Genomic DNA, 22,289 nt, shown 5'->3' with positions numbered 1-22,289 from the left:
TTGGCGGAAAATTTCCGGATTTTCCGAGCCAGACGGGGAGCCTCCATCCATGCGTACCCAGCATCAGAGCAAGCGCGAGCTGGACAAGATCGACCGCAACATCCTCCGCATCCTGCAGGAGGAAGGTCGCATTTCCTTCACCGAGCTGGGCGAACGCGTCGGCCTCTCGACCACACCCTGCACCGAACGCGTGCGCCGCCTGGAGCGCGAAGGCCTGATCATGGGCTACCACGCCCGGCTCAATCCGCAGCACCTGAAGGCCAGCCTGCTGGTGTTCGTCGAGATCAGCCTGGACTACAAGTCCGGCGATACCTTCGAAGAGTTTCGCCGGGCGGTGCTCAAGCTGCCCCATGTGCTGGAATGCCACCTGGTGTCCGGCCACTTCGACTACCTGGTGAAGGCTCGCATCTCGGAAATGGCGTCCTACCGCAAGCTGCTCGGCGACATCCTGCTGAAACTGCCGCACGTTCGCGAGTCGAAGAGCTATATCGTCATGGAAGAGGTCAAGGAGTCGCTCGACCTACCGGTTCCGGATTGACATGACACGCTCCGGGAGTCCGCCAGGACTCCCGGCATAGACGGGAAACACCGTCGTTTCCGCACACGATCCCCGCAACACCTCGCAGTTTTTTCCTTTTTCGCCCTTGGCGAGCGCCTCGACTGACGTTTATGCTCCGTCAAATTTTCCACACATAATAATCAGGATTTCACACATGAACGCCCGCGTTCACCAGCCGGTGCATACCGCCCAACACGCCCCCTCCTACTACGCCGCCACGCTCAACCGACGCATCGAGTGCCCACCCCTGGCCGGCGAAGAGCAGGCCGACGTGTGCGTCGTCGGCGGCGGTTTCTCGGGGGTGAACACGGCGTTGGAACTGGCCCAGCGCGGCTTCTCCGTGGTCCTGCTGGAAGCGCACCGGATCGGCTGGGGCGCCAGTGGGCGCAATGGCGGCCAGTTGATCCGCGGCGTCGGCCATGACGTCGAGCAGTTCCTCCCGGTGATCGGCGCCGACGGCGTGAAGGCACTCAAGCTGATGGGCCTGGAGGCGGTGGAGATCGTCCGTCGCCGGGTCGAGCAATACGCCATCGACTGCGATCTGCGCTGGGGCTACTGCGACCTGGCGAACAAGCCCGGCGACTACCAGGGCTTCCGCGAGGACATGGAGGAACTCCAGGCCCTCGGCTATCGCCACGAGATGCGCCTGGTGCCGGCCGCGGAGATGCGCAGCGTGGTCGGCTCCGATCGCTACGTCGGCGGCCTGGTGGACATGGGCTCCGGCCACCTGCACCCGCTCAACCTGGTCCTCGGCGAAGCCGCCGCTGCCCAGTCGCTGGGCGTCCGCCTGTTCGAGCGCTCGCCGGTGACGCGCATCGACTACGGCACGGAAGTCCAGGTGCATACCGCCGCCGGCAAGGTGCGGGCGAAGACCCTGGTGCTGGGCTGCAACGCCTACATGAACGACCTCAACCCGCTGCTCGGCGGCAAGGTACTGCCGGCCGGTAGCTACGTGATCGCCACCGAGCCGCTGGACGAGAAACTGGCCCGCCAACTGCTGCCGCAGAACATGGCAGTGTGCGACCAGCGCGTGGCCCTCGACTACTACCGGCTCTCCGCCGACAACCGCCTGCTGTTCGGTGGCGCCTGCCATTATTCCGGCCGCGACCCCAGCGACATCGCCGCCTACATGCGGCCGAAGATGCTGGAGGTATTCCCGCAACTGGCGAACGTCCGCATCGACTACCAATGGGGCGGCATGATCGGCATCGGTGCCAATCGCCTGCCACAGATCGGCCGCCTGCCGGGGCAGCCCAACGTGTACTTCGCCCAGGCCTATTCCGGACACGGGGTGAACGCCACGCACCTCGCCGGGCAGTTGCTCGCCGAAGCCATCGGCGGCCAGCAGAGCGACGGCTTCGACCTGTTCGCCAAGGTGCCGCACATCACCTTCCCCGGCGGCAAGCTGCTGCGCTCGCCACTGCTGGCGCTGGGCATGGCCTGGTACCGGCTGAAGGAAAAACTCGGTAGCTGAGCCCATCCGAGGCTCGGCGGATTCTGAAAAAATCAGGCGGGGCATCGCTCTTCCGAGGAAAACTCCTAGAATTCGCACGACCGGGATGAGCCGGTCGTTCGAGTTTCCACGGGAGATGTCCTTGCTTCGCCGATTCCTCCTGCTGGCCCTCCTGGCCCTCTCCGGCTGCGCCAGCACTCCTCCGCCGCAACCGTCGTCGGCACTGCCCGCCGAGGGTACCTGGCTGGCCAGGCAGGCCGAAGTCCAGGGGCGCGACCACCCCGGCCAGTCCGGCTTCCACCTGCTGGGCGCCAGCGAGGATGCCTTCGTCGCCCGCGCGGCGCTGATTCGCGCAGCCCAGCGCAGCCTCGACATCCAGTACTACATCGTCCACGACGGACTGACCACGCGCGCCCTCGCCTACGAGTTGCTCAAAGCAGCCGACCGTGGCGTGCGGGTACGCATCCTCATCGACGACACCGCCAGCGATGGCTGGGACTACGAGATCGGTGTGCTCTCCGCCCATCCGAACATCCAGGTGCGCCTGTTCAACCCGTTGCACCTGGGCCGCGCCACCGGCATCACGCGAGGCGTCGGCCGCCTGTTCAACCTGTCCCAGCAGCACCGGCGCATGCACAACAAGCTGTGGCTGGCCGACGGCACGGCGGCCATCGTCGGCGGACGCAACCTCGGCGACGAGTATTTCAACGCCAAACCGGAGATGAACTTCACCGACCTCGACCTGCTCGGCGTCGGCCCCATCGCCAACCAGCTCTCGCACAGCTTCGACCAGTACTGGAACAGCGCCATCAGCCGGCCGATCGAGGATTTCCTCTGGCGCGCGCCCTATCCCGGCGAACTGGAGTCGGCCCGACGTAAGTTGCAGCGCTACCTGCGCAAGGAGTCGGTGAAGGAGTCCGGCTACATCCGCCACCTGTTCGACCGCGGCGACCAGCCACGCCTGGGCAACTGGCTGGAGAATCTCACCTGGGCACGCGCCGAGGCGATCTGGGATGCGCCGCTGAAGGTATTGAGCCGCGGCGAGCCCGACCCGCACCTATTGCTCAGTCCGCACCTGGCGGGCCTGTTCAAGGGCGTGCAGAAGGAACTGATCCTGGTCTCGGCGTATTTCGTTCCGGCCAAGGACGGTCTCAACTACCTCACCGGCAAGGCCGACAGCGGCGTCCGCGTGCGCCTGCTGACCAACTCCCTGGAAGCCACCGACGTGCCCGCCGTGCATGCCGGCTACGCGCCCTATCGGATGGCGCTGCTTGAGCATGGCGTGAAGCTCTACGAGCTGCGCGCCAATCCCGACCAGCCGCTGAGCGGCGCGCCCTGGCGCCTGCACGGATCGAGCAGCGCCAGCCTGCACAGCAAGGCGATGGTCTTCGACCGGCGCAAGGTATTCATCGGTTCGTTCAACTTCGATCCGCGCTCGATCCTGTGGAACACCGAAGTCGGGGTCATCGTCGACAGTCCGCTGCTGGCCGAGCAGGTCCGCCAACTGGCGCTGGAGGGCATGGCGCCGAGCGTCAGCTACCAGGTTCGCATCGACCGCAGCGGCAGCCGGCCGAAGCTGGTCTGGATCGACGAACGCGACGGCCGGGCCCAGGTCCTGCGCCACGAGCCGGGTAGCCTGTGGCGACGCCTGAACGCCTGGGTCGCGGGAATGATCGGACTGGAAAAGATGCTCTGAGGGTCACTCGGAGGCTTCCAGGCCGGTTGCCTCCTCGTCCGCCGGAATCGCCCCGCGCAGCCGCACCAGCACCACGAAGCCCGCCGCGCCGAGCGCCATCATCAACGGCAGGGCGTGACCGCTGATCCACTGGCTGGCGGCGCCGGTGGCCAGCGGGCCGAGCAGGCAGCCGATCCCCCATAGCTGCGCGACATGGGCATTGGCCCGGACCAGGGCATCGTCTCGGTAGCGCTCGCCGATCAGGATCAGCGCCAGGGTGAACAACCCGCCGGCGCTGGCCCCGAACAGCACCAGCAGCGGCCAGATCAACGGCGTCTGCAGCAGCAGGGGAATCGCCAGGCTGCTCAGCAGCAGCACCAGGCCGCAGCCGCCGAACAGGCCGCTGCGCGAGACCCGGTCGGCGAGCCAGCCGATCGGCAACTGCAACAATGCATCGCCCACCACCACGGTACTGACCATGGCCAGCGCCACCGCTTGCGGAAAGCCCTGGCGCAACCCGTAGATCGGCAGCAGGGTGAGGATCATCGCCTCGAAGGCAGCGAACAACACCACCGCCCAGGCGATCGCCGGCAGGCCCCGGCAGAAGGCCCACAAACCGCGCCCGGAGGCGCTGTGCGGATCGACCCTGGGCGCACCGCCGCGGCCCAGCAGCAGCAACGAGCCAGCAATCAGCAGGCAGACGCCGAACCAGAAGCCACGGTCGTCGGCGGTACCGATGAAGGTCAGCAGTACCGGCCCGGACAGTTGGCTGAGGGCGTAGCCGGTGCCGTACAGCGCGACCAGCCGGCCACGCCACTTCTCCACCGCCAACTGGTTGATCCAGCTTTCCCCGAGGATGAACACCACGGTGAGCTGCACGCCGATCAGCAGGCGCAGCAACAGCCATACCGGGTAGCTCTGCAGCAGTGCCAGCAGGCCGATGGAGGCTGCCCCGGTGAGCAGGCACAACTGCATCAGCCGCGGCGTACCGACGCGCGCGGCGAGGCGCCCGGCGATCATCGCGCCGAGCAGCACGCCCACTGCCGGCGTGCTGGCCATCACGCCGATGGCGAAACTGCCGTAGCCCCAGCTCTCCAGGCGCAACGAGACCAGCGGCATGGTCAGGCCAAGGGCGAGGCCGATACTAATGACTGCGGAACAGACGGCGAAATAGCTTCCCCAACGCATTGCGATTCTCCCGTTGGCACCCCGGAAGCCTTGCCGGGGCGAGCGGATATATCCGGCGCACGAAGCACAGCGGCCGGGCTTCCAGAAGGAAACCCGGCCGCGGGTGTGGCTCGAGAGAGCCGGCCCGGAAGGGCCGACCTAGGCGATCAGAGCTTGATCCAGGTCGCCTTCAGCTCGGTGTACTTGTCGAAGGCGTGCAGCGACTTGTCGCGACCGTTGCCCGACTGCTTGAAGCCGCCGAACGGAGCGGTCATGTCGCCACCGTCGTACTGGTTGACCCAGACGCTGCCGGCGCGCAGGGCCTTGGCAGTCAGGTGCGCCTTGGACAGGTTGCTGGTCCAGACCGCCGCCGCCAGCCCATAGGGCGTGTCGTTGGCGATGCGCACGGCCTCCTCGGCATCCTCGAACTCGATCACCGAGAGCACCGGGCCGAAGATTTCCTCACGGGCGATCTTCATTGCATTGGTCACGCCGTCGAAGATGGTCGGCTCGACGTAGGTGCCGCCGGTTTCTTCCAGGGTCCGCTTGCCGCCGGCAACCAGCTTGGCACCGTCGTTGTGACCGGCCTCGATGTAGGACAGCACGGTGTTCATCTGCTGGGTGTCCACCAGCGCGCCGACGTTGGTTTCCGGATCCAGCGGGTTGCCCGGCTTCCAGCCCTTGAGGGCCTCGATCACCAGGGGCAGGAACTTGTCCTTGATGGAGCGCTCCACCAGCAGGCGCGAACCGGCGGTGCAGACTTCGCCCTGGTTGAAGGCGATGGCGCCGGCAGCGGCTTCGGCGGCGGCCTTCAGGTCCGGGGCGTCGGCGAAGACGATGTTCGGGCTCTTGCCGCCAGCCTCCAGCCAGACGCGTTTCATGTTCGACTCGCCGGCATAGACCATCAGTTGCTTGGCGATCTTGGTCGAACCGGTGAACACCAGGGTGTCGACATCCATGTGCAGTGCCAGCGCCTTGCCTACCGTGTGGCCGTAGCCCGGCAGCACGTTGAACACGCCTTTCGGAATGCCGGCCTCGACGGCCAGCTGGGCGATGCGGATGGCGGTCAGCGGCGACTTCTCGGAGGGCTTGAGGATCACCGAGTTGCCGGTGGCCAGGGCCGGACCGAGTTTCCAGCAGGACATCAGCAGCGGGAAGTTCCACGGCACGATGGCAGCGACCACGCCGACCGGCTCGCGGGTCACCAGGCCCAGCTCGGCATGGGGAGTGGCGGCGACTTCGTCATAGATCTTGTCGATCGCCTCGGCGCTCCAGCGCAGGCTGTTGGCGGCGCTGGCGACATCGATGTGCAGCGAGTCGCTGATCGGCTTGCCCATGTCCAGGGTTTCCAGCAGGGCCAGCTCCTCGGCGTTCTCCAGCAGCAGATCGGCGAAGCGGATCATCGTCTGCTTGCGCTTGGCCGGCGCCAGGCGCGACCAGGCGCCGGAATCGAAGGCATTGCGAGCGACCTTGACCGCCTGCTCGGCATCGGCCAGGTCGCAACTGGCGACCTTGGCCAGGAAGCGGCCATCCACCGGGCTCAGGCAATCGAAGGTCTCGCCGGAGGCGGCGTTGCTGTATTCGCCGTTGACGAAGGCGCGGCCTTCGATCTTCAGGTCTTTGGCGCGGGCTTCCCAGTCGGCGCGGGTCAGGGTGGTCATGACAACGTGTCCTCTTATTGGTGTTCTGGGCGCCTGGGAGACAGGCGCGCTGTCAGATTCTGCAAGGCGGGCGCGCGGCCCGTGGTGTCCGCCACCCTAAACCAGAGCAGCGCCTGTTTTCAATATATTTGACAGGAACCCCTCTAACTCCCTTGTCACGTTCATTATTTTAAACATAGACTCGCCCGGACTAGCGTCTTCATCCCTCGCGTGCAACCTGGGTGGCCCTATGACAATGAATAACGAGCCGCAGTCGAGCAGCCTCGACAACTTCTGGATGCCCTTCACCGCCAACCGCCAGTTCAAGGCGCGGCCGCGCCTGCTGGAAAGCGCCGAAGGCATCCACTATATCGCCCAGGGCGGGCGCCGCATCCTCGACGGCACCGCCGGCCTCTGGTGCTGCAATGCCGGCCACGGCCGGCGCGAGATCAGCGAAGCGGTGGCCCGGCAGATCGCCACCCTCGACTACGCCCCGCCGTTCCAGATGGGTCACCCGCTGCCGTTCGAACTCGCCGCGCGGCTGGCGGAAATCGCCCCGCCGGGCCTGAACAAAGTGTTCTTCACCAACTCCGGCTCGGAATCGGCGGACACCGCGCTGAAGATCGCCCTTGCCTACCAGCGCGCCATCGGCCAGGGCACCCGCACCCGCCTGATCGGCCGCGAACTGGGCTACCACGGGGTCGGCTTCGGCGGCCTGTCGGTAGGCGGCATGGTCAACAACCGCAAGGCCTTCTCCGCCAACCTGCTGCCGGGGGTCGACCACCTGCCGCACACCCTGGACGTCGCCCGCAACGCCTTCACCGTCGGCCTGCCCGAGCATGGTGCGGAAAAGGCCGAGGAGCTGGAACGCCTGGTGACCCTGCACGGCGCCGAGAATATCGCCGCGGTGATCGTCGAGCCGATGTCCGGCTCGGCCGGCGTGGTGCTGCCGCCCAAGGGCTACCTTCAGCGGCTGCGCGAGATCACCCGCAAGCATGGCATCCTGCTGATCTTCGACGAAGTGATCACCGGTTTCGGCCGCGTCGGCGAAGCCTTCGCCGCGCAGCGCTGGGGCGTCGTCCCGGACCTGTTGACCTGCGCCAAGGGGCTGACCAACGGCAGCATTCCGATGGGCGCCGTATTCGTCGACGAGAAGATCCACGCCGCCTTCATGCAAGGCCCGCAGGGCGCCATCGAGTTCTTCCACGGCTATACCTATTCCGGCCACCCGGTAGCCTGCGCCGCCGCCCTGGCGACCCTGGACATCTACCGTCGCGACGACCTGTTCCAGCGGGCCGTCGAACTGGAAGGCTACTGGCAGGACGCGCTGTTCAGCCTGCGCGACCTGCCCAACGTGGTCGACATCCGCGCCGTCGGCCTGGTCGGCGGCGTGCAACTGGCGCCGCACGCGGACGGCCCCGGCAAGCGCGGCTACGACGTCTTCGAGCGCTGCTTCTGGGAGCACGACCTGATGGTCCGGGTGACCGGCGACATCATCGCCATGTCGCCGCCGCTGATCATCGACAAGCCCCACATCGACCAGATCGTCGAGCGCCTGGCCCAGGCCATCCGCGCCAGCGTCTGATCCAGGCGGGCGGCTGGCGCCGCCCTGCCTCCAACTGGCCAGAACCACAAGAACCGAGAGTCAGCATGAACATCGAACAGATCGTCGACTTCGCCCAGGCCAACAGCGCTCCGGAACACTACAGCCCGGCGCCGGAGAAAATCCTCAAGGGCGACCCGAAACAGAGCGTGCGCAACCACTACGGCAGCCCCTGCGGGCAGTTCAACGCCGGTATCTGGGAAGGCGCCGTGGGCCAGTGGACGGTGAACTACACCGAACACGAGTACTGCGAGATCATCCAGGGCGTCTCGGTGCTGCGCGACCGGCACGGCAACGCCAAGACCGTGCGCGCCGGCGACCGCTTCGTGATCCCCGCCGGCTTCCAGGGCACCTGGGAAGTGCTCGAAGCCTGTCGCAAGGTCTATGTGATCTTCGAAGCCAAGGCCTGAGCCCCGGCTTCATCCCGAATGCTTGTTACCCTTGCCCGCCACCTGGCGGGCTTTTTTGTGCACCAGCCCGGGAGTTCGTACGCCGGAAATGAAAAAGCCCGCCGGATGGCGGGCTTTTCGCAAGGTGCCGGATCAATTACTTGATCTTGGCTTCCTTGTAGATCACGTGCTGACGAACGACCGGATCGTACTTCTTGATCTCGATCTTCTCAGGCTTGGTACGCTTGTTCTTGTCGGTGGTGTAGAAGTGGCCGGTACCGGCGCTGGACACCAGACGAATCAATTCACGCATGATTCAGCTCCTTAGAATTTTTCGCCGCGGGCACGCAGGTCAGCCAGGACGGCCTCGATGCCACGCTTGTCGATGATACGCATGCCCTTGGCGGAAACGCGCAGACGTACGAAGCGCTTCTCGGACTCGACCCAGAAACGGTGGTGCTGCAGGTTCGGCAGGAAACGGCGGCGGGTTTTGTTGTGTGCGTGGGAAATGTTATTCCCGGTAACCGGACCCTTACCGGTTACTTGACAGACTCTAGACATGCCTCAGCCCTCTATAACCTCATGCCCAACCCGGCATGGGTTGGCTGCTTTAACTCAAGTTCGATACTCAGTTTCACCGGGGTCTTACCCGCTGCATCCCGACGAAGGAGAGCGTGGCCCCAGAAAAGAGCGCAGCTTTATATCAGAAAGGCGCCCCGCGCCGCAAGGGCGAAGGCCCATGGCGCAGCCGCGGCCCGCCTCGCTGCGGGCTTCGCACCGTGGCCGTTCGTCGCCTTGCCTCGTTGTCGCTGCCCGCCGCATGGTCTAGGGTAGCGATTCAAGGTCGCCAACGGCCTTGCATGACTGCGCCCAACCGCTGCGGATGGGCATGTTAACCGTTCGAATGGAGCCCGTCATGCGCCTCGCCGCTTTCTCCCTGTTCCTCGCCCCCCTGCTGCTCGCCCAGCCCGCCGCCGCTGCCACCTTGAGTGTGTGTACCGAGGCCAGCCCCGAGGGCTTCGACGTGGTCCAGTACAACTCGCTGACCACCACCAACGCCTCGGCCGATGTGCTGATGAATCGCCTGGTCGAGTTCGACGCCGGCAAGGGGACGGTGGTGCCCTCGCTGGCCGAGCGCTGGTCGGTGTCCGACGACGGCCTGAGCTATCGCTTCGACCTGCGCCAGGGCGTGCACTTCCACAGCACCGCCTACTTCAAGCCGAGCCGTACGCTCGACGCCGACGACGTGGTGTTCAGCTTCCAGCGCATGCTCGATCCGGCCAATCCCTGGCACAAGGTGGCGCAGAACGGCTTCCCGCACGCCCAGTCGATGCAACTGCCGGAGCTGATCAAGCGGGTGGAGAAAAGCGGCGACCACCAGGTGCTGATCGTTCTCGACCACCCCGACGCGACCTTCCTGCCGATGCTGAGCATGGGCTTCGCCTCCATCTATTCGGCGGAGTACGCCGACCAGTTGATGAAGGCCGGAACCCCGGAAAAGCTCAACACCGCGCCGATCGGCAGCGGGCCGTTCGTGTTCAAGCGCTTCCAGAAGGACGCGGTGGTGCGCTACGCCGCCAACCCCGAGTACTTCGCCGGCAAGCCGGCGGTCGACGCGCTGATCTTCGCCATTACCCCGGACGCCAACGTGCGCCTGCAGAAGTTGCGCCGCGGCGAATGCCAGATCGCCCTGTCGCCGAAGCCGCTGGACGTGGAGAGCGCGCGCAAGGACGCCAGCCTGAAGGTCGAGCAGACGCCGGCCTTCATGACCGCCTTCGTCGCCCTCAATACCCAGCATCCGCCGCTGGACGATCCCAAGGTGCGCCAGGCGATCAACCTGGCCTTCGACCGCACCAGCTACCTGCAGGCGGTATTCGAAGGCAGCGCCAGTGCCGCCACCGGCATCTATCCGCCAAACACCTGGAGCTATGCCAGGGATATTCCCGCCTACCCGCACGACCCCGAACAGGCGCGCAAGCTGCTGGCTGGCAAGCAGCTTCCCGAGCTGAACATCTGGACCCGCCCGTCCGGCAGCCTGCTCAACCCCAACCCGAGCCTCGGCGCCCAACTGCTCCAGGCCGACCTGGCGGAGGCCGGGATCAAGGCCAACATCCGCGTCATCGAATGGGGCGAGTTGATCCGTCGCGCCAAGAACGGCGAACACGACCTGCTGTTCATGGGTTGGGCCGGCGACAACGGCGATCCGGACAACTTCCTCACTCCGCAATTCAGCTGCGCCAGCGTCAAGTCGGGGCTCAACTTCGCGCGCTATTGCGACCCCGGCCTGGACAAGCTGATTGCCGACGGCAAGGCCGCCAGCAGCCAGGAACAACGCACCGGCCTGTACCACCAGGCGCAGAAACTGATCCACGAACAGGCGCTCTGGCTGCCCCTGGCCCACCCGACCGCCTTCGCCCTGACCCGCCAGGAGGTGCAGGGCTACCAGGTCAATCCGTTCGGTCGCCAGGATTTCTCGCGGGTCGCCGTGAAACGCTGAAGGCCACGCCCGGGAGAACCCAGCGATGGATCTCGACCGTCTCTACCTGCCGCATTGGCAGTTCAGCGAGCGCCATCAGCGGCTGATCGACGCGCCGGCGCTACCCTGCTGCACACGGAAACCCGGGTGTTCTGCCCCGATCGCGCCAGCCGCCTGCGCTTCACCCCCTACTGGGTGGCGATCCGCCCGGTCAGCGGGCTGATCCGCCGGCGCCTGCTGGCGGGCATCGAGCGGCGCCTGGGCTGGGCCCTTCGCCGAACGCTCACAGCCAACCGTATTCGGCCAGCGACAGAGGCTCGCCGTCGCCGATGATGAAGTGGTCGAGCACCCGCACGTCGATGAGCGCCAAGGCTTCCTTGAGGCGCGCGGTGAGCTGGCGGTCGGCGAGACTCGGACGGGCGTCGCCGGAAGGGTGGTTATGGGTCAGGATCAGCGCCGCCGCGTTGTGCGCCAGGGTGCGCTTGACCACCTGGCGCGGGTAGACGCTGGCGCCATCGATGCTGCCCTGGAACAACACCTCGAACGCCAGGACCCGGTGCCTCGTGTCGAGGAACAGGCAGGCGAACACCTCGTGCTGCTCGTGGCGCAGGCGCGCCTTGAGATAGTCGCGCACCGCCTGCGGGCTCTCCAGTATCGAATCGCGACGCAGGCGCTCGGCCAGGTGGCGCCGGCCCATCTCCAGCACGGCCTGCAATTGCGCGTACTTGGCCACGCCGAGCCCGAGATGGCCGCAGAACGAGGCGAGGTCCGCCTCGAGCAGGGCACGCAGCCCGCCGAACTCGCTCAACAGCCGCCGCGACAGCTCGACCGCACTGCAACCGGTCACTCCCGTGCGCAGGAAGATCGCCAACAGCTCGGCATCGGAAAGGGCCGCCGCGCCCTGCTCCAGAAGCTTCTCCCGAGGCCGTTCGGCTTCGGGCCAATCGCGGATGCTCATTCGCTTTCCCCATCGAGCCCGCCCGCTGTTCCCGTGCGGACGCTGTGCTATCTTAGCCCATCCTTTTTGCGCGGCAGACGACCTGGGGAGGCGCGTTTGCCGAAGCGCATGTCATCCATTTCCTTATTAAGGCAAGCCTATGCAGCGGCTCTATCGGAAACGCATCGTCCTCGGCGTGGGCGGCGGCATTGCCGCCTACAAGAGCGCCGAACTGGTCCGCCGCCTGCGCGACCAGGGCGCTGACGTCCGAGTGGTGATGACCCAGGGCGGCCGCGAGTTCATCACGCCCCTGACCCTCCAGGCGTTGTCCGGCCATCCGGTGCACACCGATCTGCTGGACCCGGCGGCGGAAGCCGCGATGGGCCACATCGAACTAGCCCGCTGGGCCGATCTGGTGCTGATCGCACCGGCCACCGCCGACCTCATGGCGCGCCTGGTCCAGGGCGTGGCCAACGACCTGCTGACCACCCTGGTGCTGGCCACCGACGCGCAAATCGCCCTGGCACCGGCGATGAACCAGGCCATGTGGCGCGACACCGCGACCCAGGCCAACGCCGAGCTGCTGCGCCAGCGCGGCTTCCACCTGTTCGGTCCGGCAGCGGGCAGCCAGGCCTGCGGCGACGTCGGCCTCGGGCGCATGCTCGAAGCCGAGGAACTGGCGCAGCGCGCCGCCGACTGCTTCCAGCGCCAGGCGCTGACCGGCGTGCATGTGCTGATTACCGCCGGCCCGACCCAGGAAAACATCGACCCGGTGCGCTACATCACCAACCACAGTTCCGGAAAGATGGGCTTCGCCCTCGCCGAGGCGGCGGTGGAAGCCGGCGCACGAGTGACCCTGGTCACCGGCCCGGTGCACCTGCCGACGCCCGACCGGGTGCAGCGCGTCGACGTGGTCAGCGCCCGCGACATGCTGGCCGCCTGCGAGGCGGCGATGCCCTGCGACCTGCTGATCGCCTCCGCGGCGGTCGCCGACTACCGCCCGGAAGTGGTCGCCGCGCACAAACTGAAGAAAGACCCTACCAGCGGCGAGGGCTTGCTCTTGCAGCTGGTGCGCAATCCCGACATTCTCGCCACCCTCGCACAGCGCGAGGATCGTCCCTTCAGCGTGGGCTTCGCCGCAGAAACCGAAAACCTGCTGGACTATGCTGCACGCAAGCTGAAGGACAAGAACCTCGACCTGATCGTCGCCAACGACGTGGCCAACCCCTCGATCGGCTTCAACAGCGACGAGAACGCGATCACGGTGATCGACCGCGACCTGCATCCGAGCACCTTCGCCCAGACCAGCAAGGGCAAGATCGCTCGCCAGCTGATCGCCTTCATCGCCGACCGCCTCAACCAGCAATGAGTTACTGATGCACTCTCTCCAAGCCAAGATCCTCGACCCCCGCCTGGGCTCCGACTTCCCGCTCCCGCAGTACGCCACGCCGGGCTCGGCCGGCCTCGACCTGCGCGCCATGCTCAAGGAAGACACCGTCCTCGGCCCGGGCCAGACCCTGCTGATTCCCACCGGCCTGTCCATCTACATCGCCGATCCCGGCCTCGCCGCCCTGGTTCTGCCGCGCTCCGGCCTGGGCCACAAGCACGGCATCGTGCTGGGCAACCTGGTCGGCCTGATCGACTCGGACTACCAGGGCGAGCTGATGGTGTCCTGCTGGAACCGCGGCGAGTCGCCGTTCACCATCGCCGTCGGCGAGCGCATCGCGCAGTTGGTACTGGTGCCGGTGGTGCAGGCGCATTTCGAGCTGGTCGAGCAGTTCGACGAAAGCCAGCGCGGCGCCGGCGGCTTCGGCCATTCCGGCAGCCACTGACCCCGAACACAGGACGAGACGCCGAGGAGACGCGGCATGAAGCTTTTCCAGCGCACCGCCAAGGATGGGAACGAGTTGGGCGACCTGCTCGAACCGGAAAAGAAGCCGCGCAAGGCAGCGTCCGAACGCGCTGACGGCAAGGACCTGCTGCCCGGCATAGGCGCCAGCCTGCTGGGCGTGGCGGCCGCCGGCGCCCTGCTCTGGTTCGGCGTCTTCGGCGGCGCCGGTGAGGCACAGCAGCGCCAGTTGGACGCGGCCTGGGCCGAAGGCCAGGCCGGCGCCTTGCGCCAGGCCTTGCAGCAACTCGCCGCCGACACCCGCGCCGCCGCGGCCAGCCCCCTCGCCCTCGAAGCCCTGCAAAGCGGCGACGCCGCCCGCATCGAGGCCGCCCAGCGCAGCCTGCTGGCCTGGGACGGCGTGGTCGATGCCCACCTGAACGCGCCCGGTCAGGCCACCCAGGACAACGACAGCCCCGGCCCGGTCAGCTTCGCCGCCCTGGATATCCTGCACCGGGTGGAAAGTGGCCAGAACGTCGCCGCCGAAGCCTACAAGGTCGGCCAGCGCTGGCTGCTGTACAGCGCCGCGCCGGTGCGCGGCGCCGACCAGAGCCTGCAAGGCACGCTGCTGCTGGCGGTCGACCTGCAACGGCTGCTGCGCGCCCTGCCGCCCTTGCCGGGCGATGCCGGCCAGGTGCAACTGGTCCAGCAGTTCTCCGGCGCACCGGCCCAGGTGCTGCTGCAACGCGGTATGCCGGCGCCGGGCAAGGGTGCGCAAGCGCTGGACAGCGGCAATCCGAACTGGAAACTGAACTACACACCCGGCAGCGTCGCCTCGACCCAGGCCTCGCCGCTGCTGCTGGCACTCGCGGCGCTGCTGGCCCTGCTCGGCGGCATCCTCGGCGCCTACCTCACCCGTTCGTCGCTGTTGCGCCGCCTGCACCAGGATGTCCTGACCCTCGGTCAGTATCTTCAGGAACTCGGCGGGCAACGCACTGCCAAACCCCCTGTGCCTAGCCTGCCGGGCTTCGCCCCGCTGATCCAGGCATTGGCCCGCCAGCCGCGGCGCAAGCCGGAGCCGACCAGCGCGCCCAGCCCTGCCAAGGCAGCGCCGGTGGCTCCGGTGGCGGTGGCGAAAGCGCCTCCTCGCGAGGAGCCGGCATTGGCAGATCCGTTGTTCCAGAACACCGACATTCTGGATATCGACATTCTCGATGAAGACCAGGACCTCCTGGGATTGGAGCAAACCCCCATCATGAGCACTGCAAAAGCACCGACGCTGCCCGCCAGCATCTTCCGCGCCTACGACATCCGCGGCGTGGTAGGCGATACCCTCACCGCCGAGACCGCCTACTGGATCGGTCGCGCCATCGGCTCGGAAAGTCTCGCCCGCGGCGAACCGTGCGTCGCTGTCGGCCGCGATGGCCGCCTGTCCGGTCCCGAACTGGTCAAGCAGCTGATCCAGGGCCTGGTGGACTGCGGTTGCCAGGTCAGCGACGTGGGCATGGTGCCTACCCCGGTGCTGTACTACGCGGCCAACGTGCTCGAGGGCAAGTCCGGGGTGATGCTGACCGGCAGCCACAACCCGCCGGACTACAACGGCTTCAAGATCGTGGTCGCCGGCGAGACCCTGGCCAACGAGCAGATCCAGGCCCTGCGCGAGCGCATCGAGAAAAACGACCTGGCATCCGGCGTCGGCAGCGTAGAGCAGGTCGACATCCTGCCGCGCTACTTCAAGCAGATCCGCGACGACATCGCCATGGCCAAGCCGATGAAGGTGGTGGTCGACTGCGGCAACGGCGTGGCCGGGGTGATCGCCCCGCAGCTGATCGAGGCCCTGGGCTGCAGCGTGATCCCGCTGTACTGCGAGGTCGACGGCAACTTCCCGAACCACCATCCGGACCCGGGCAAGCCGGAGAACCTGAAGGACCTGATCGCCAAGGTCAAGGCCGAGAACGCCGACCTGGGCCTGGCCTTCGACGGCGACGGCGACCGCGTCGGCGTGGTCACCAATACCGGTACCATCATCTATCCGGACCGCCTGCTGATGCTGTTCGCCAAGGACGTGGTCTCGCGCAACCCGGGGGCCGACATCATCTTCGACGTCAAGTGCACCCGCCGCCTGATCGCCCTGATCAGCGGCTACGGCGGCCGTCCGGTGATGTGGAAGACCGGCCACTCGCTGATCAAGAGGAAGATGAAGGAAACCGGCGCCCTGCTGGCTGGCGAGATGAGCGGCCACGTGTTCTTCAAGGAGCGCTGGTTCGGCTTCGACGATGGCATCTACAGCGCCGCCCGCCTGCTGGAAATCCTCAGCCAGGACCAGCGTGACAGCGAGCACGTGTTCTCGGCCTTCCCGAGCGACATTTCCACCCCGGAAATCAACATCACCGTCACCGAGGACAGCAAGTTCGCCATCATCGAGGCGCTGCAACGCGACGCCCAATGGGGCGAAGGCAACATCACCACCCTCGACGGCGTGCGGGTCGACTACCCCAAAGGCTGGGGCCTGGTACGCGCCTCCAACACCACTCCCGTGCTGGTCCTGCGCTTCGAAGCGGACACCGAGGAAGAGCTGGAGCGCATCAAGACCGTCTTCCGTAACCAACTGAAGGCAGTGGATTCCTCGCTGCCCGTGCCCTTCTGACATGTCGGAGCTCCCCATGACCCTGAGTCGCGATGACGCCGCCCAGGTTGCCAAGGTCCTTTCCGAGGCCCTGCCCTACATCCGCCGCTTCGTCGGCAAGACGCTGGTGATCAAGTACGGCGGCAACGCCATGGAGAGCGAGGAGCTGAAGGCCGGCTTCGCCCGCGACGTGGTGCTGATGAAAGCGGTCGGCATCAACCCGGTGGTGGTGCATGGCGGCGGCCCGCAGATCGGCGACCTGCTCAAGCGCCTGTCGATCGAGAGCCACTTCATCGACGGCATGCGCGTCACCGACGCGGCGACCATGGACGTGGTGGAGATGGTCCTCGGCGGCCAGGTGAACAAGGACATCGTCAATCTGATCAACCGCCACGGCGGCAGCGCCATCGGCCTGACCGGCAAGGACGCCGAGCTGATCCGCGCGAAGAAGCTCACCGTGACCCGCCAGACCCCGGAGATGACCAAGCCGGAGATCATCGACATCGGCCATGTGGGCGAAGTCACCGGGGTCAACGTCGGACTGCTGAACATGCTGGTCAAGGGCGACTTCATTCCGGTGATCGCGCCGATCGGCGTGGGCAGCAACGGCGAGTCCTACAACATCAACGCCGACCTGGTGGCCGGCAAGGTGGCGGAAGCGCTGAAGGCCGAGAAACTGATGCTGCTGACCAACATCGCCGGCCTGATGGACAAGCAGGGCCAGGTGCTGACCGGGCTGTCCACCGAACAGGTCAACGAGCTGATCGCCGACGGCACCATCTACGGCGGCATGCTGCCGAAGATCCGCTGCGCCCTGGAAGCGGTACAGGGCGGCGTGACCAGCGCGCACATCATCGATGGCCGGGTGCCGAATGCCGTGCTGCTGGAAATCTTCACCGACAGCGGCGTCGGCACCCTGATCAGCAACCGCAAGCGTCACTGATCGCCCGGCCATGGCGCGCTCCGGCGCGCCATGGCGGTTCTCCCTTAGCGTCGCGCGGCCAGCGCGAAGGCCTGCTCCAGCGGGCTCGCACCCTCGCTGCGGAAGGTCGCCGGGCTCACTCCCGTCCAGCGCTTGAACGCGCGCCTGAAACTGCGGATGTCACGGTATCCCACTTCCTCGGTGATGCGTTCGATGGACATCCCGGGGTTGCCCAGCAGGCTCATCGCCCGCCCTCGTCGCACCTGCTCCAGCAACGCCTCGAAGGTCAGCCCGTGTTCGGCCAGCCGGCGCCGCAGGGTGCGGCTGCTCATGTTCAGTTCGGCGGAAATCCTTTCGATCTGGCTGCCCAGGCTGAGGTCGCGGGCGATGGCCCGTTCCACCGCCTGGACCAGGTCGAGTTTCCGGTGCACCTGGGTGCTTTCCTGCTCCAGCAGGGCCAGCGCCTGGCGCAACGCCGGCAGGTTGTGGTTGGGCAGGCGCATGTCCAGCCAGTGGCTGGCGATCGCCATGCGGTTGTGCAGGCAGCCGAAGCGTACCTGGGGGCCCAGCAGGCGCAGGTACTCGCCCGCGTAGGGCGGAGCGGCATGGATGAGTTCGATGCCCAGCGGTTCGAACGCCGGGCTGACCAGGGCACGCCCATACACCAGCAGGCTGGCGAAGAACTCCTCGATGGCAAACACCTGCACCTCACTGCTGGGCAGGTGGCATTCGACCTCGACGAAGAAGGTTTCGCCCTGCTGGTAGACGCTGGAGGTGACGATCCCGCCCGAGCTGTGCTGGTAGCGCACGCCGATGTCGAACGCGTCGCGCAGGGTCCGGCACAGCGACAGCACATGGCCCAGCAGGCCAAGGGTGCCGAGCACGTTCTGGTGTCCGACCCACAGCCCCAGTCCCCGCTCCGGCAGGGCCTGGAGGGCACGCTGGATCATGCTCACGGCCTGGCGGTAGGAGATGCGCTGGGTAGGGTCCTGCAGGTCTTCGACGGTGAAGCCCAGGCCCCGGCACAGCCGCGCGGGATCGACACCATGGCCTTCGACCACCTCGGCCAGCGTCTGCAGCAGGAAGGTGGATACCTGGGCGAGTTCGTAGCGCGCATCGGCGGCATTGTTGTGCATGGGCGAAATCCTGAGCCGGTCTCGGCTTCGTTCTTGTTCTGGCGGTGGATCGCGACATGGGATGAGCGTCCCATCATATAGCGTTCCGCACAGATGTAACAAAGCATTGCACGGTGTCCGCAAATCCCCCCCTCGCTGACCGTCAATGCCCTGCCTCGGCCTGTCGATAGGGCTTATTCCTATGCCGTACCCCGAGCCACGCCAAACAATAATAAGAGCCCGCCCATGAATCCGACCCACCCCCGCAGGCCCCTGCGCCTGGCCGCCTGCGTCACCCTCGCCTTCAGCTGCTGCACCCATGCCAGCGAAGGCGGCGTGGACAACATAGGTCCAGGAACCGACGGTTTCTTCACCCTGCCACTGGACGTCGACAACCTCCCCGACCACATGTTCGCCTTCAACGTCTACTACAACCACTACGAAGCCAGGAAGCTGAACATCAGCTCCTTCGGCGGCAAGGTGTCCGACGTGAAGATCAGCTCGGATGCGATCATCCCTCGCCTGGACTACCTGAGCCCGCTGCGGATCTTCGGCGGGCGCCTGGGCGGCTACATCGCCCAGCCCTATATCCGCCAACGCGTGGCCGCGTTCGGCCTGAGCGACGAACGGGAAAGCATGGGTGACACCACCTTCGCGCCGATCATCCTCTGGGACATGGGCAAGGACCTGACCCTGGCCGCCGCCGTGGAGGTCACCGTGCCCACCGGCAAGTACGATGCCGAGCGGCTGGCCAACACCAGCAACAACTTCTACACCTACAAGCCGCTGTTCTCCTTCACCTGGCTGCCCACCGAACGCACCGAGCTGTCGCTGAAGGCCACCTACAGCTTCAACATGGAAAACCACGACACCGACTATCGCTCGGGGCAGATCTTCCATTTCGACTATTCCGCCAGCTATCGGGTGACCGACAACCTGCGCCTCGGCCTGAACGGCTACTACCTCAAGCAGACCACCGACGACAAACAGAACGGCGAGACCGTACGGGTGTTCGGTTTCGGCGAGGAAGTCGACGACGGCGTACGCGGCCAGGTCTTCGCCATCGGCCCGGCCGTGCACCTGACCTTCCTCAAGTACGCCAGCGCGGAGATCCGCTGGGCCAAGGAATTCGACGTGGAGAACCGCCCCGAAGGCGACATGCTCTGGGCCAAGCTGACCATTCCGTTCGAACTCTGAGGCATCGGAACGAAGCGGCAGCCCGGTATCCGCGGGCTGCCGCCATCGACTAGGAAAAGCGCCAGGCGTCCTAGGCGTAAACCGGCCAGCGCTCGACGATCCGCCCGCCGCGCAGCGCCAGCAGGTCGCCGAATTGCAGCAGCACCGACTCGCTCTGGGTCGGCCGCAGGAAGACCTGGTCGTCCACCTCCAGGCCCACCGAAGGCGAGCCGTTGACCATTTCCTGGTTCGAGCTGCGCCCGTAGATGCCGTTGCTGCGCAGTCCCTCGGGCGAGGCGAAGTCGGCCATCCAGTTGCCGCCGTAGATGAAGAAGGTGCCGCGCTGGTTGGGGTCCCACCAGGAAAACAGCCGCGACTTGCCGTCCAGCGCCGGGATCTGCACCGCGCCGGTGCTCTTGAGTACCGGCGTGGCGATGTAGACGGCCGGCACATGCTCGGCCAGGGACGCCAGGTCGTAGTGGCTCGGCTTGAGCATGGCGGTGCCCACCGAGACCTCGCTGCTCAGCGTTTCCTTCTCGTGCATGCGATAGCTGGGGCTGCCGGCGGTATTCAGGGTCAGCTGTGGTGTCCACAGCGCGGCGAAGCGCTGGCGGGCGAAGTCGACATGTCCCTGGTAGAGCGCCATGACCTTGGCGAACAGCTCCTCGGGCGAACCGAGGATGCCCGGCACACCCATTCCGACGAAGGGGTCGTAGCCCATGAAGCCGGCGAACTCCAGGTGCTGCGGATGCGCCGCGATCAGCGCCAGCAATTCACCCAGCGCGGCCTGGTCGGCCACCCCGCCGCGATGCAGGCCGACGTCCAGTTCGATGTTGACGCGCATCCGGGTCCCCAGCCCCTGGGCCAGCGCCAGGTACTGACGCAAGCGCTGCGGCGTATCGATCAGCCATTGCAACTGCCGCGCCGGGTCGAACGCGCCCTTGTGCTCGCGGTAGAACAGTTCCGCCGAACGCACCGGCAACGGCTTGCCGAGGAGGATGTCGGCATCCGGAAAAGCGACTGCGTCGTGGTTGAGGAACGGTTGGTGGAAGGACATCAGCCGCCGGGTGCCGGCGCGCCTGGCGATGTACGCCAGCAGGCCGGGCGAGGGCAGCGACTTCTCCACCAGCCGCAGATGCTTGCCGCCGCGGCGGACCGAACGCATCACCACATCGATGTTGTGGTCCAGGCGATCGAGGTCGATGAGCAGCACCGGGCACATCGGGCCATTGGCCTTGAGTTCGCGGTTCAGCGTGCGGAAATAGTCGTCGTACGGCCCGCCACGGTCGGCGGGACGCATCCAGGCGGCAGTTCCCGCCAGCAGCGCGCCGGCCCCGAGGCCGGCGAACATGAACTTGCGTCGATTCACGGCGTCGCTCCTTTCAGGTCACGCCCAGGATGGAAGAGAGGTGCGCATTGAGGAACCGCCCGCGGGGATCCAGCGCCTGGCGCACCTCGGCGAACGCCTTCCAGCGCGGATAAAGCCCCTGTAACTGTTGCGCGTTGAGGCCATGCAGCTTGCCCCAGTGCGGACGCCCGGCGTATTTCCAGAAGATCGGTTCCACCGCGGCGAAGAAGTTGTGGTGGTCCATGCTGTAGTGCTGATGCACGGAAATGGAACAACTGTCGCGGCCCTCGAACATGCTCAGGGGAATGTCGTCGGCCTTCACGTAGCGGTACTCGATGGGAAACCAGGTGCGCAGGTCCTTGTCGCGGATCAGCGCGAGGATTTCCCGCAGGCAGGCGGGGCCATGCTCGGCGGGGACCGAATACTCCATCTCGTTGAAGCGCACGTTGCGCACGTTGGCGTAGACCGCATAGGAATCGTCGACCCGCTCGTCGAAGCGGGCGAAGTGGCGCAGGCTGTTGAGCAGGGTACGGCGGGTCTCCGGGAAGTCGCTGAGGTACTTGTCGAGACCTTCGATCAGTCCGACGAACTCGTTGCCGCCTTCCTTCGCCGGGTCCAGGGGCGGGGTCTTCGGCTCGTCGGTCTCGTTGAGGGCGATCGACAGGGCGTAGTCGGAGTGGGTCACCACCAGCATCTCCCAGTGCTGGTTCTCGCGCGTGTTCTTCTCCACGTCCTCCAGCAATTCCTCGGTCCGGGCGATCCACTGCCGTTCACGCAGGCGGTAGGCCGCGCGGTTCTGCAGGCGCACCCGGGTCACGACGCCCAGCGCCCCCAGCGAGACCCGCGCGGCATCGAACACCTCCACGTTGCGCTTGGCGTCGCACTCGAGCACCTCGCCGCTCGCGGTGACCAGTTGCAGACCGCGAACCTGGGCGGAATAGGAACCGAAGCCGACCCCGGTGCCATGGGTGGAAGTAGCGATGGCGCCAGCCAGGGTCTGGTAATCGATGTCGGCCATGTTCACCAGCGCCTGGCCGATCTCCTTGAGCGGAGCGCCCATCTGCGACATCGGCGTACCGCCGCCGAACTCGGCCTGGAGGGTCGCGCTGTCGTGGCTGAGCAAGCCGCTGAAGTAGGCGAGTGAGAGCAGGGTGCCGTCGGTCGGGACCAACGCGCTGAACGAATGGCCGGAGCCCACCGGGCGGATCCTGCCGGACGCCTGGCGGATGACCCGGACCAGTTCGTCGAGGTCTTTCGGTGCCTCCCGCGCCAGGGGCAGGCAGCTTTGCGCGCCGGACCAGTTGCGCCAGGGAATCAGGCGCGGTGCGCGGAGCAACTCCGCCAGCGCGGGGTTTCCCACCATGGCGGCGAACGC

19 protein-coding genes are annotated in these 22,289 nt (G+C 66.4%); 11 read left to right on the top strand and 8 right to left on the bottom strand.

The annotated features are described in order from the left end of the window. Positions 1-49 precede the first annotated feature (49 nt). The 3 genes from dadR (at position 50) to HMPREF2914_RS00725 (ending at position 3,708) form a co-directional block, all read left to right on the top strand. A complete protein-coding gene (gene dadR / locus HMPREF2914_RS00735; RefSeq protein WP_003096535.1) occupies positions 50-538 on the top strand; it encodes a transcriptional regulator DadR in 489 nt (162 codons plus the stop codon). 175 nt (positions 539-713) lie between these two features. Then, a complete protein-coding gene (locus tag HMPREF2914_RS00730; protein ID WP_004364667.1) occupies positions 714-2,033 on the top strand; it encodes an NAD(P)/FAD-dependent oxidoreductase in 1,320 nt (439 codons plus the stop codon). Positions 2,034-2,118: 85 nt separating this feature from the next. Next, entirely contained in the window at positions 2,119-3,708 is a 1,590-nt protein-coding gene (locus HMPREF2914_RS00725) for a phospholipase D family protein (protein ID WP_023092762.1), read from the top strand. 3 nt (positions 3,709-3,711) lie between these two features. On the opposite strand, the gene HMPREF2914_RS00720 is transcribed toward HMPREF2914_RS00725, so the two are convergent. After that, positions 3,712-4,875: an MFS transporter gene (locus HMPREF2914_RS00720; protein ID WP_003136250.1), complete on the bottom strand. Its 1,164-nt coding sequence runs from the start codon at positions 4,873-4,875 to the stop codon at positions 3,712-3,714. 146 nt (positions 4,876-5,021) lie between these two features. Then, on the bottom strand, positions 5,022-6,515 hold the full coding sequence (locus tag HMPREF2914_RS00715; protein WP_003098285.1) for an aldehyde dehydrogenase: 1,494 nt from the start codon (positions 6,513-6,515) through the stop codon (positions 5,022-5,024). Between the two features lie 229 nt (positions 6,516-6,744). Here HMPREF2914_RS00715 and HMPREF2914_RS00710 point away from each other — a divergent pair, with 229 nt between their 5' ends. Further along, on the top strand, positions 6,745-8,079 hold the full coding sequence (locus HMPREF2914_RS00710) for an omega-aminotransferase AptA (RefSeq protein ID WP_003096546.1): 1,335 nt from the start codon (positions 6,745-6,747) through the stop codon (positions 8,077-8,079). 65 nt (positions 8,080-8,144) lie between these two features. Further along, positions 8,145-8,507 (top strand): cupin domain-containing protein, encoded by a 363-nt coding sequence (locus HMPREF2914_RS00705; RefSeq protein ID WP_003096551.1) that lies wholly within the window; start codon positions 8,145-8,147, stop codon positions 8,505-8,507. Between the two features lie 136 nt (positions 8,508-8,643). Here the strand turns inward: HMPREF2914_RS00705 and rpmG are convergent, their stop codons facing one another. Then, positions 8,644-8,799 (bottom strand): 50S ribosomal protein L33, encoded by a 156-nt coding sequence (rpmG, locus tag HMPREF2914_RS00700; protein WP_003096555.1) that lies wholly within the window; start codon positions 8,797-8,799, stop codon positions 8,644-8,646. 11 nt (positions 8,800-8,810) lie between these two features. Next, complete coding sequence (rpmB, locus tag HMPREF2914_RS00695) at positions 8,811-9,047, bottom strand: 50S ribosomal protein L28 (RefSeq protein ID WP_003096556.1); 237 nt, start codon at positions 9,045-9,047, stop codon at positions 8,811-8,813. 355 nt (positions 9,048-9,402) lie between these two features. Here rpmB and HMPREF2914_RS00690 point away from each other — a divergent pair, with 355 nt between their 5' ends. Further along, positions 9,403-10,983, top strand: a complete 1,581-nt coding sequence (locus tag HMPREF2914_RS00690; protein WP_003096557.1) for an ABC transporter substrate-binding protein — start codon at positions 9,403-9,405, stop codon at positions 10,981-10,983. 262 nt (positions 10,984-11,245) lie between these two features. Here HMPREF2914_RS00690 and radC read toward each other — a convergent pair whose 3' ends face one another. Beyond that, positions 11,246-11,920, bottom strand: a complete 675-nt coding sequence (gene radC / locus HMPREF2914_RS00685) for a RadC family protein (protein ID WP_003096559.1) — start codon at positions 11,918-11,920, stop codon at positions 11,246-11,248. 139 nt (positions 11,921-12,059) lie between these two features. Here radC and coaBC point away from each other — a divergent pair, with 139 nt between their 5' ends. The 4 genes from coaBC to argB are packed head-to-tail and all read left to right on the top strand — an operon-like array spanning position 12,060 to position 17,296. Next, positions 12,060-13,268, top strand: coding sequence for a bifunctional phosphopantothenoylcysteine decarboxylase/phosphopantothenate--cysteine ligase CoaBC (gene coaBC / locus HMPREF2914_RS00680; RefSeq protein ID WP_023980357.1), 1,209 nt, complete (start codon positions 12,060-12,062; stop codon positions 13,266-13,268). A gap of 7 nt (positions 13,269-13,275) precedes the next feature. After that, positions 13,276-13,731, top strand: coding sequence for a dUTP diphosphatase (gene dut, locus HMPREF2914_RS00675; protein WP_003096567.1), 456 nt, complete (start codon positions 13,276-13,278; stop codon positions 13,729-13,731). 36 nt (positions 13,732-13,767) lie between these two features. After that, positions 13,768-16,374: a phosphomannomutase/phosphoglucomutase gene (locus HMPREF2914_RS00670; protein WP_023092763.1), complete on the top strand. Its 2,607-nt coding sequence runs from the start codon at positions 13,768-13,770 to the stop codon at positions 16,372-16,374. A 16-nt stretch (positions 16,375-16,390) separates the two neighbouring features. Then, positions 16,391-17,296 (top strand): acetylglutamate kinase, encoded by a 906-nt coding sequence (gene argB, locus HMPREF2914_RS00665; RefSeq protein WP_003096572.1) that lies wholly within the window; start codon positions 16,391-16,393, stop codon positions 17,294-17,296. A gap of 44 nt (positions 17,297-17,340) precedes the next feature. Here the strand turns inward: argB and sphR are convergent, their stop codons facing one another. Next, entirely contained in the window at positions 17,341-18,411 is a 1,071-nt protein-coding gene (gene sphR / locus HMPREF2914_RS00660) for an AraC family transcriptional regulator SphR (RefSeq protein ID WP_003096573.1), read from the bottom strand. A 225-nt stretch (positions 18,412-18,636) separates the two neighbouring features. Here sphR and HMPREF2914_RS00655 point away from each other — a divergent pair, with 225 nt between their 5' ends. Continuing rightward, entirely contained in the window at positions 18,637-19,587 is a 951-nt protein-coding gene (locus HMPREF2914_RS00655; RefSeq protein ID WP_003096575.1) for a SphA family protein, read from the top strand. 70 nt (positions 19,588-19,657) lie between these two features. On the opposite strand, the gene HMPREF2914_RS00650 is transcribed toward HMPREF2914_RS00655, so the two are convergent. Then, entirely contained in the window at positions 19,658-20,866 is a 1,209-nt protein-coding gene (locus HMPREF2914_RS00650) for a DSD1 family PLP-dependent enzyme (RefSeq protein WP_073657194.1), read from the bottom strand. Between the two features lie 82 nt (positions 20,867-20,948). Beyond that, complete coding sequence (locus tag HMPREF2914_RS00645) at positions 20,949-22,277, bottom strand: D-arabinono-1,4-lactone oxidase (protein WP_024947520.1); 1,329 nt, start codon at positions 22,275-22,277, stop codon at positions 20,949-20,951. Positions 22,278-22,289 lie beyond the last annotated feature (12 nt).

This window comes from Pseudomonas sp. HMSC067G02 (assembly GCF_001813485.1).
Taxonomy (GTDB): domain Bacteria; phylum Pseudomonadota; class Gammaproteobacteria; order Pseudomonadales; family Pseudomonadaceae; genus Pseudomonas; species Pseudomonas aeruginosa.
The sequence above is the reverse complement of the archived record's forward strand: the minus strand, read 5'-3'. Positions and strand labels throughout refer to the sequence as shown.

Bases quoted from the DNA above. Each gene is read 5' to 3' on its own strand.
- HMPREF2914_RS00730 (WP_004364667.1), top strand. From the start codon at position 714: ATGAACGCCCGCGTTCACCAGCCGGTGCATACCGCCCAACACGCCCCC.
- HMPREF2914_RS00670 (WP_023092763.1), top strand. From the start codon at position 13,768: ATGAAGCTTTTCCAGCGCACCGCCAAGGATGGGAACGAGTTGGGCGAC.
- HMPREF2914_RS00705 (WP_003096551.1), top strand. From the start codon at position 8,145: ATGAACATCGAACAGATCGTCGACTTCGCCCAGGCCAACAGCGCTCCG.
- HMPREF2914_RS00645 (WP_024947520.1), bottom strand. From the start codon at position 22,277: ATGGTGGGAAACCCCGCGCTGGCGGAGTTGCTCCGCGCACCGCGCCTG.
- rpmG (WP_003096555.1), bottom strand. From the start codon at position 8,799: ATGCGTGAATTGATTCGTCTGGTGTCCAGCGCCGGTACCGGCCACTTC.
- argB (WP_003096572.1), top strand. From the start codon at position 16,391: ATGACCCTGAGTCGCGATGACGCCGCCCAGGTTGCCAAGGTCCTTTCC.
- HMPREF2914_RS00725 (WP_023092762.1), top strand. From the start codon at position 2,119: ATGAGCCGGTCGTTCGAGTTTCCACGGGAGATGTCCTTGCTTCGCCGA.
- sphR (WP_003096573.1), bottom strand. From the start codon at position 18,411: ATGCACAACAATGCCGCCGATGCGCGCTACGAACTCGCCCAGGTATCC.
- coaBC (WP_023980357.1), top strand. From the start codon at position 12,060: ATGCAGCGGCTCTATCGGAAACGCATCGTCCTCGGCGTGGGCGGCGGC.
- HMPREF2914_RS00655 (WP_003096575.1), top strand. From the start codon at position 18,637: ATGAATCCGACCCACCCCCGCAGGCCCCTGCGCCTGGCCGCCTGCGTC.
- HMPREF2914_RS00710 (WP_003096546.1), top strand. From the start codon at position 6,745: ATGACAATGAATAACGAGCCGCAGTCGAGCAGCCTCGACAACTTCTGG.
- radC (WP_003096559.1), bottom strand. From the start codon at position 11,920: ATGAGCATCCGCGATTGGCCCGAAGCCGAACGGCCTCGGGAGAAGCTT.
- dadR (WP_003096535.1), top strand. From the start codon at position 50: ATGCGTACCCAGCATCAGAGCAAGCGCGAGCTGGACAAGATCGACCGC.
- HMPREF2914_RS00715 (WP_003098285.1), bottom strand. From the start codon at position 6,515: ATGACCACCCTGACCCGCGCCGACTGGGAAGCCCGCGCCAAAGACCTG.
- HMPREF2914_RS00650 (WP_073657194.1), bottom strand. From the start codon at position 20,866: ATGCGTCCCGCCGACCGTGGCGGGCCGTACGACGACTATTTCCGCACG.
- HMPREF2914_RS00690 (WP_003096557.1), top strand. From the start codon at position 9,403: ATGCGCCTCGCCGCTTTCTCCCTGTTCCTCGCCCCCCTGCTGCTCGCC.
- dut (WP_003096567.1), top strand. From the start codon at position 13,276: ATGCACTCTCTCCAAGCCAAGATCCTCGACCCCCGCCTGGGCTCCGAC.
- rpmB (WP_003096556.1), bottom strand. From the start codon at position 9,047: ATGTCTAGAGTCTGTCAAGTAACCGGTAAGGGTCCGGTTACCGGGAAT.
- HMPREF2914_RS00720 (WP_003136250.1), bottom strand. From the start codon at position 4,875: ATGCGTTGGGGAAGCTATTTCGCCGTCTGTTCCGCAGTCATTAGTATC.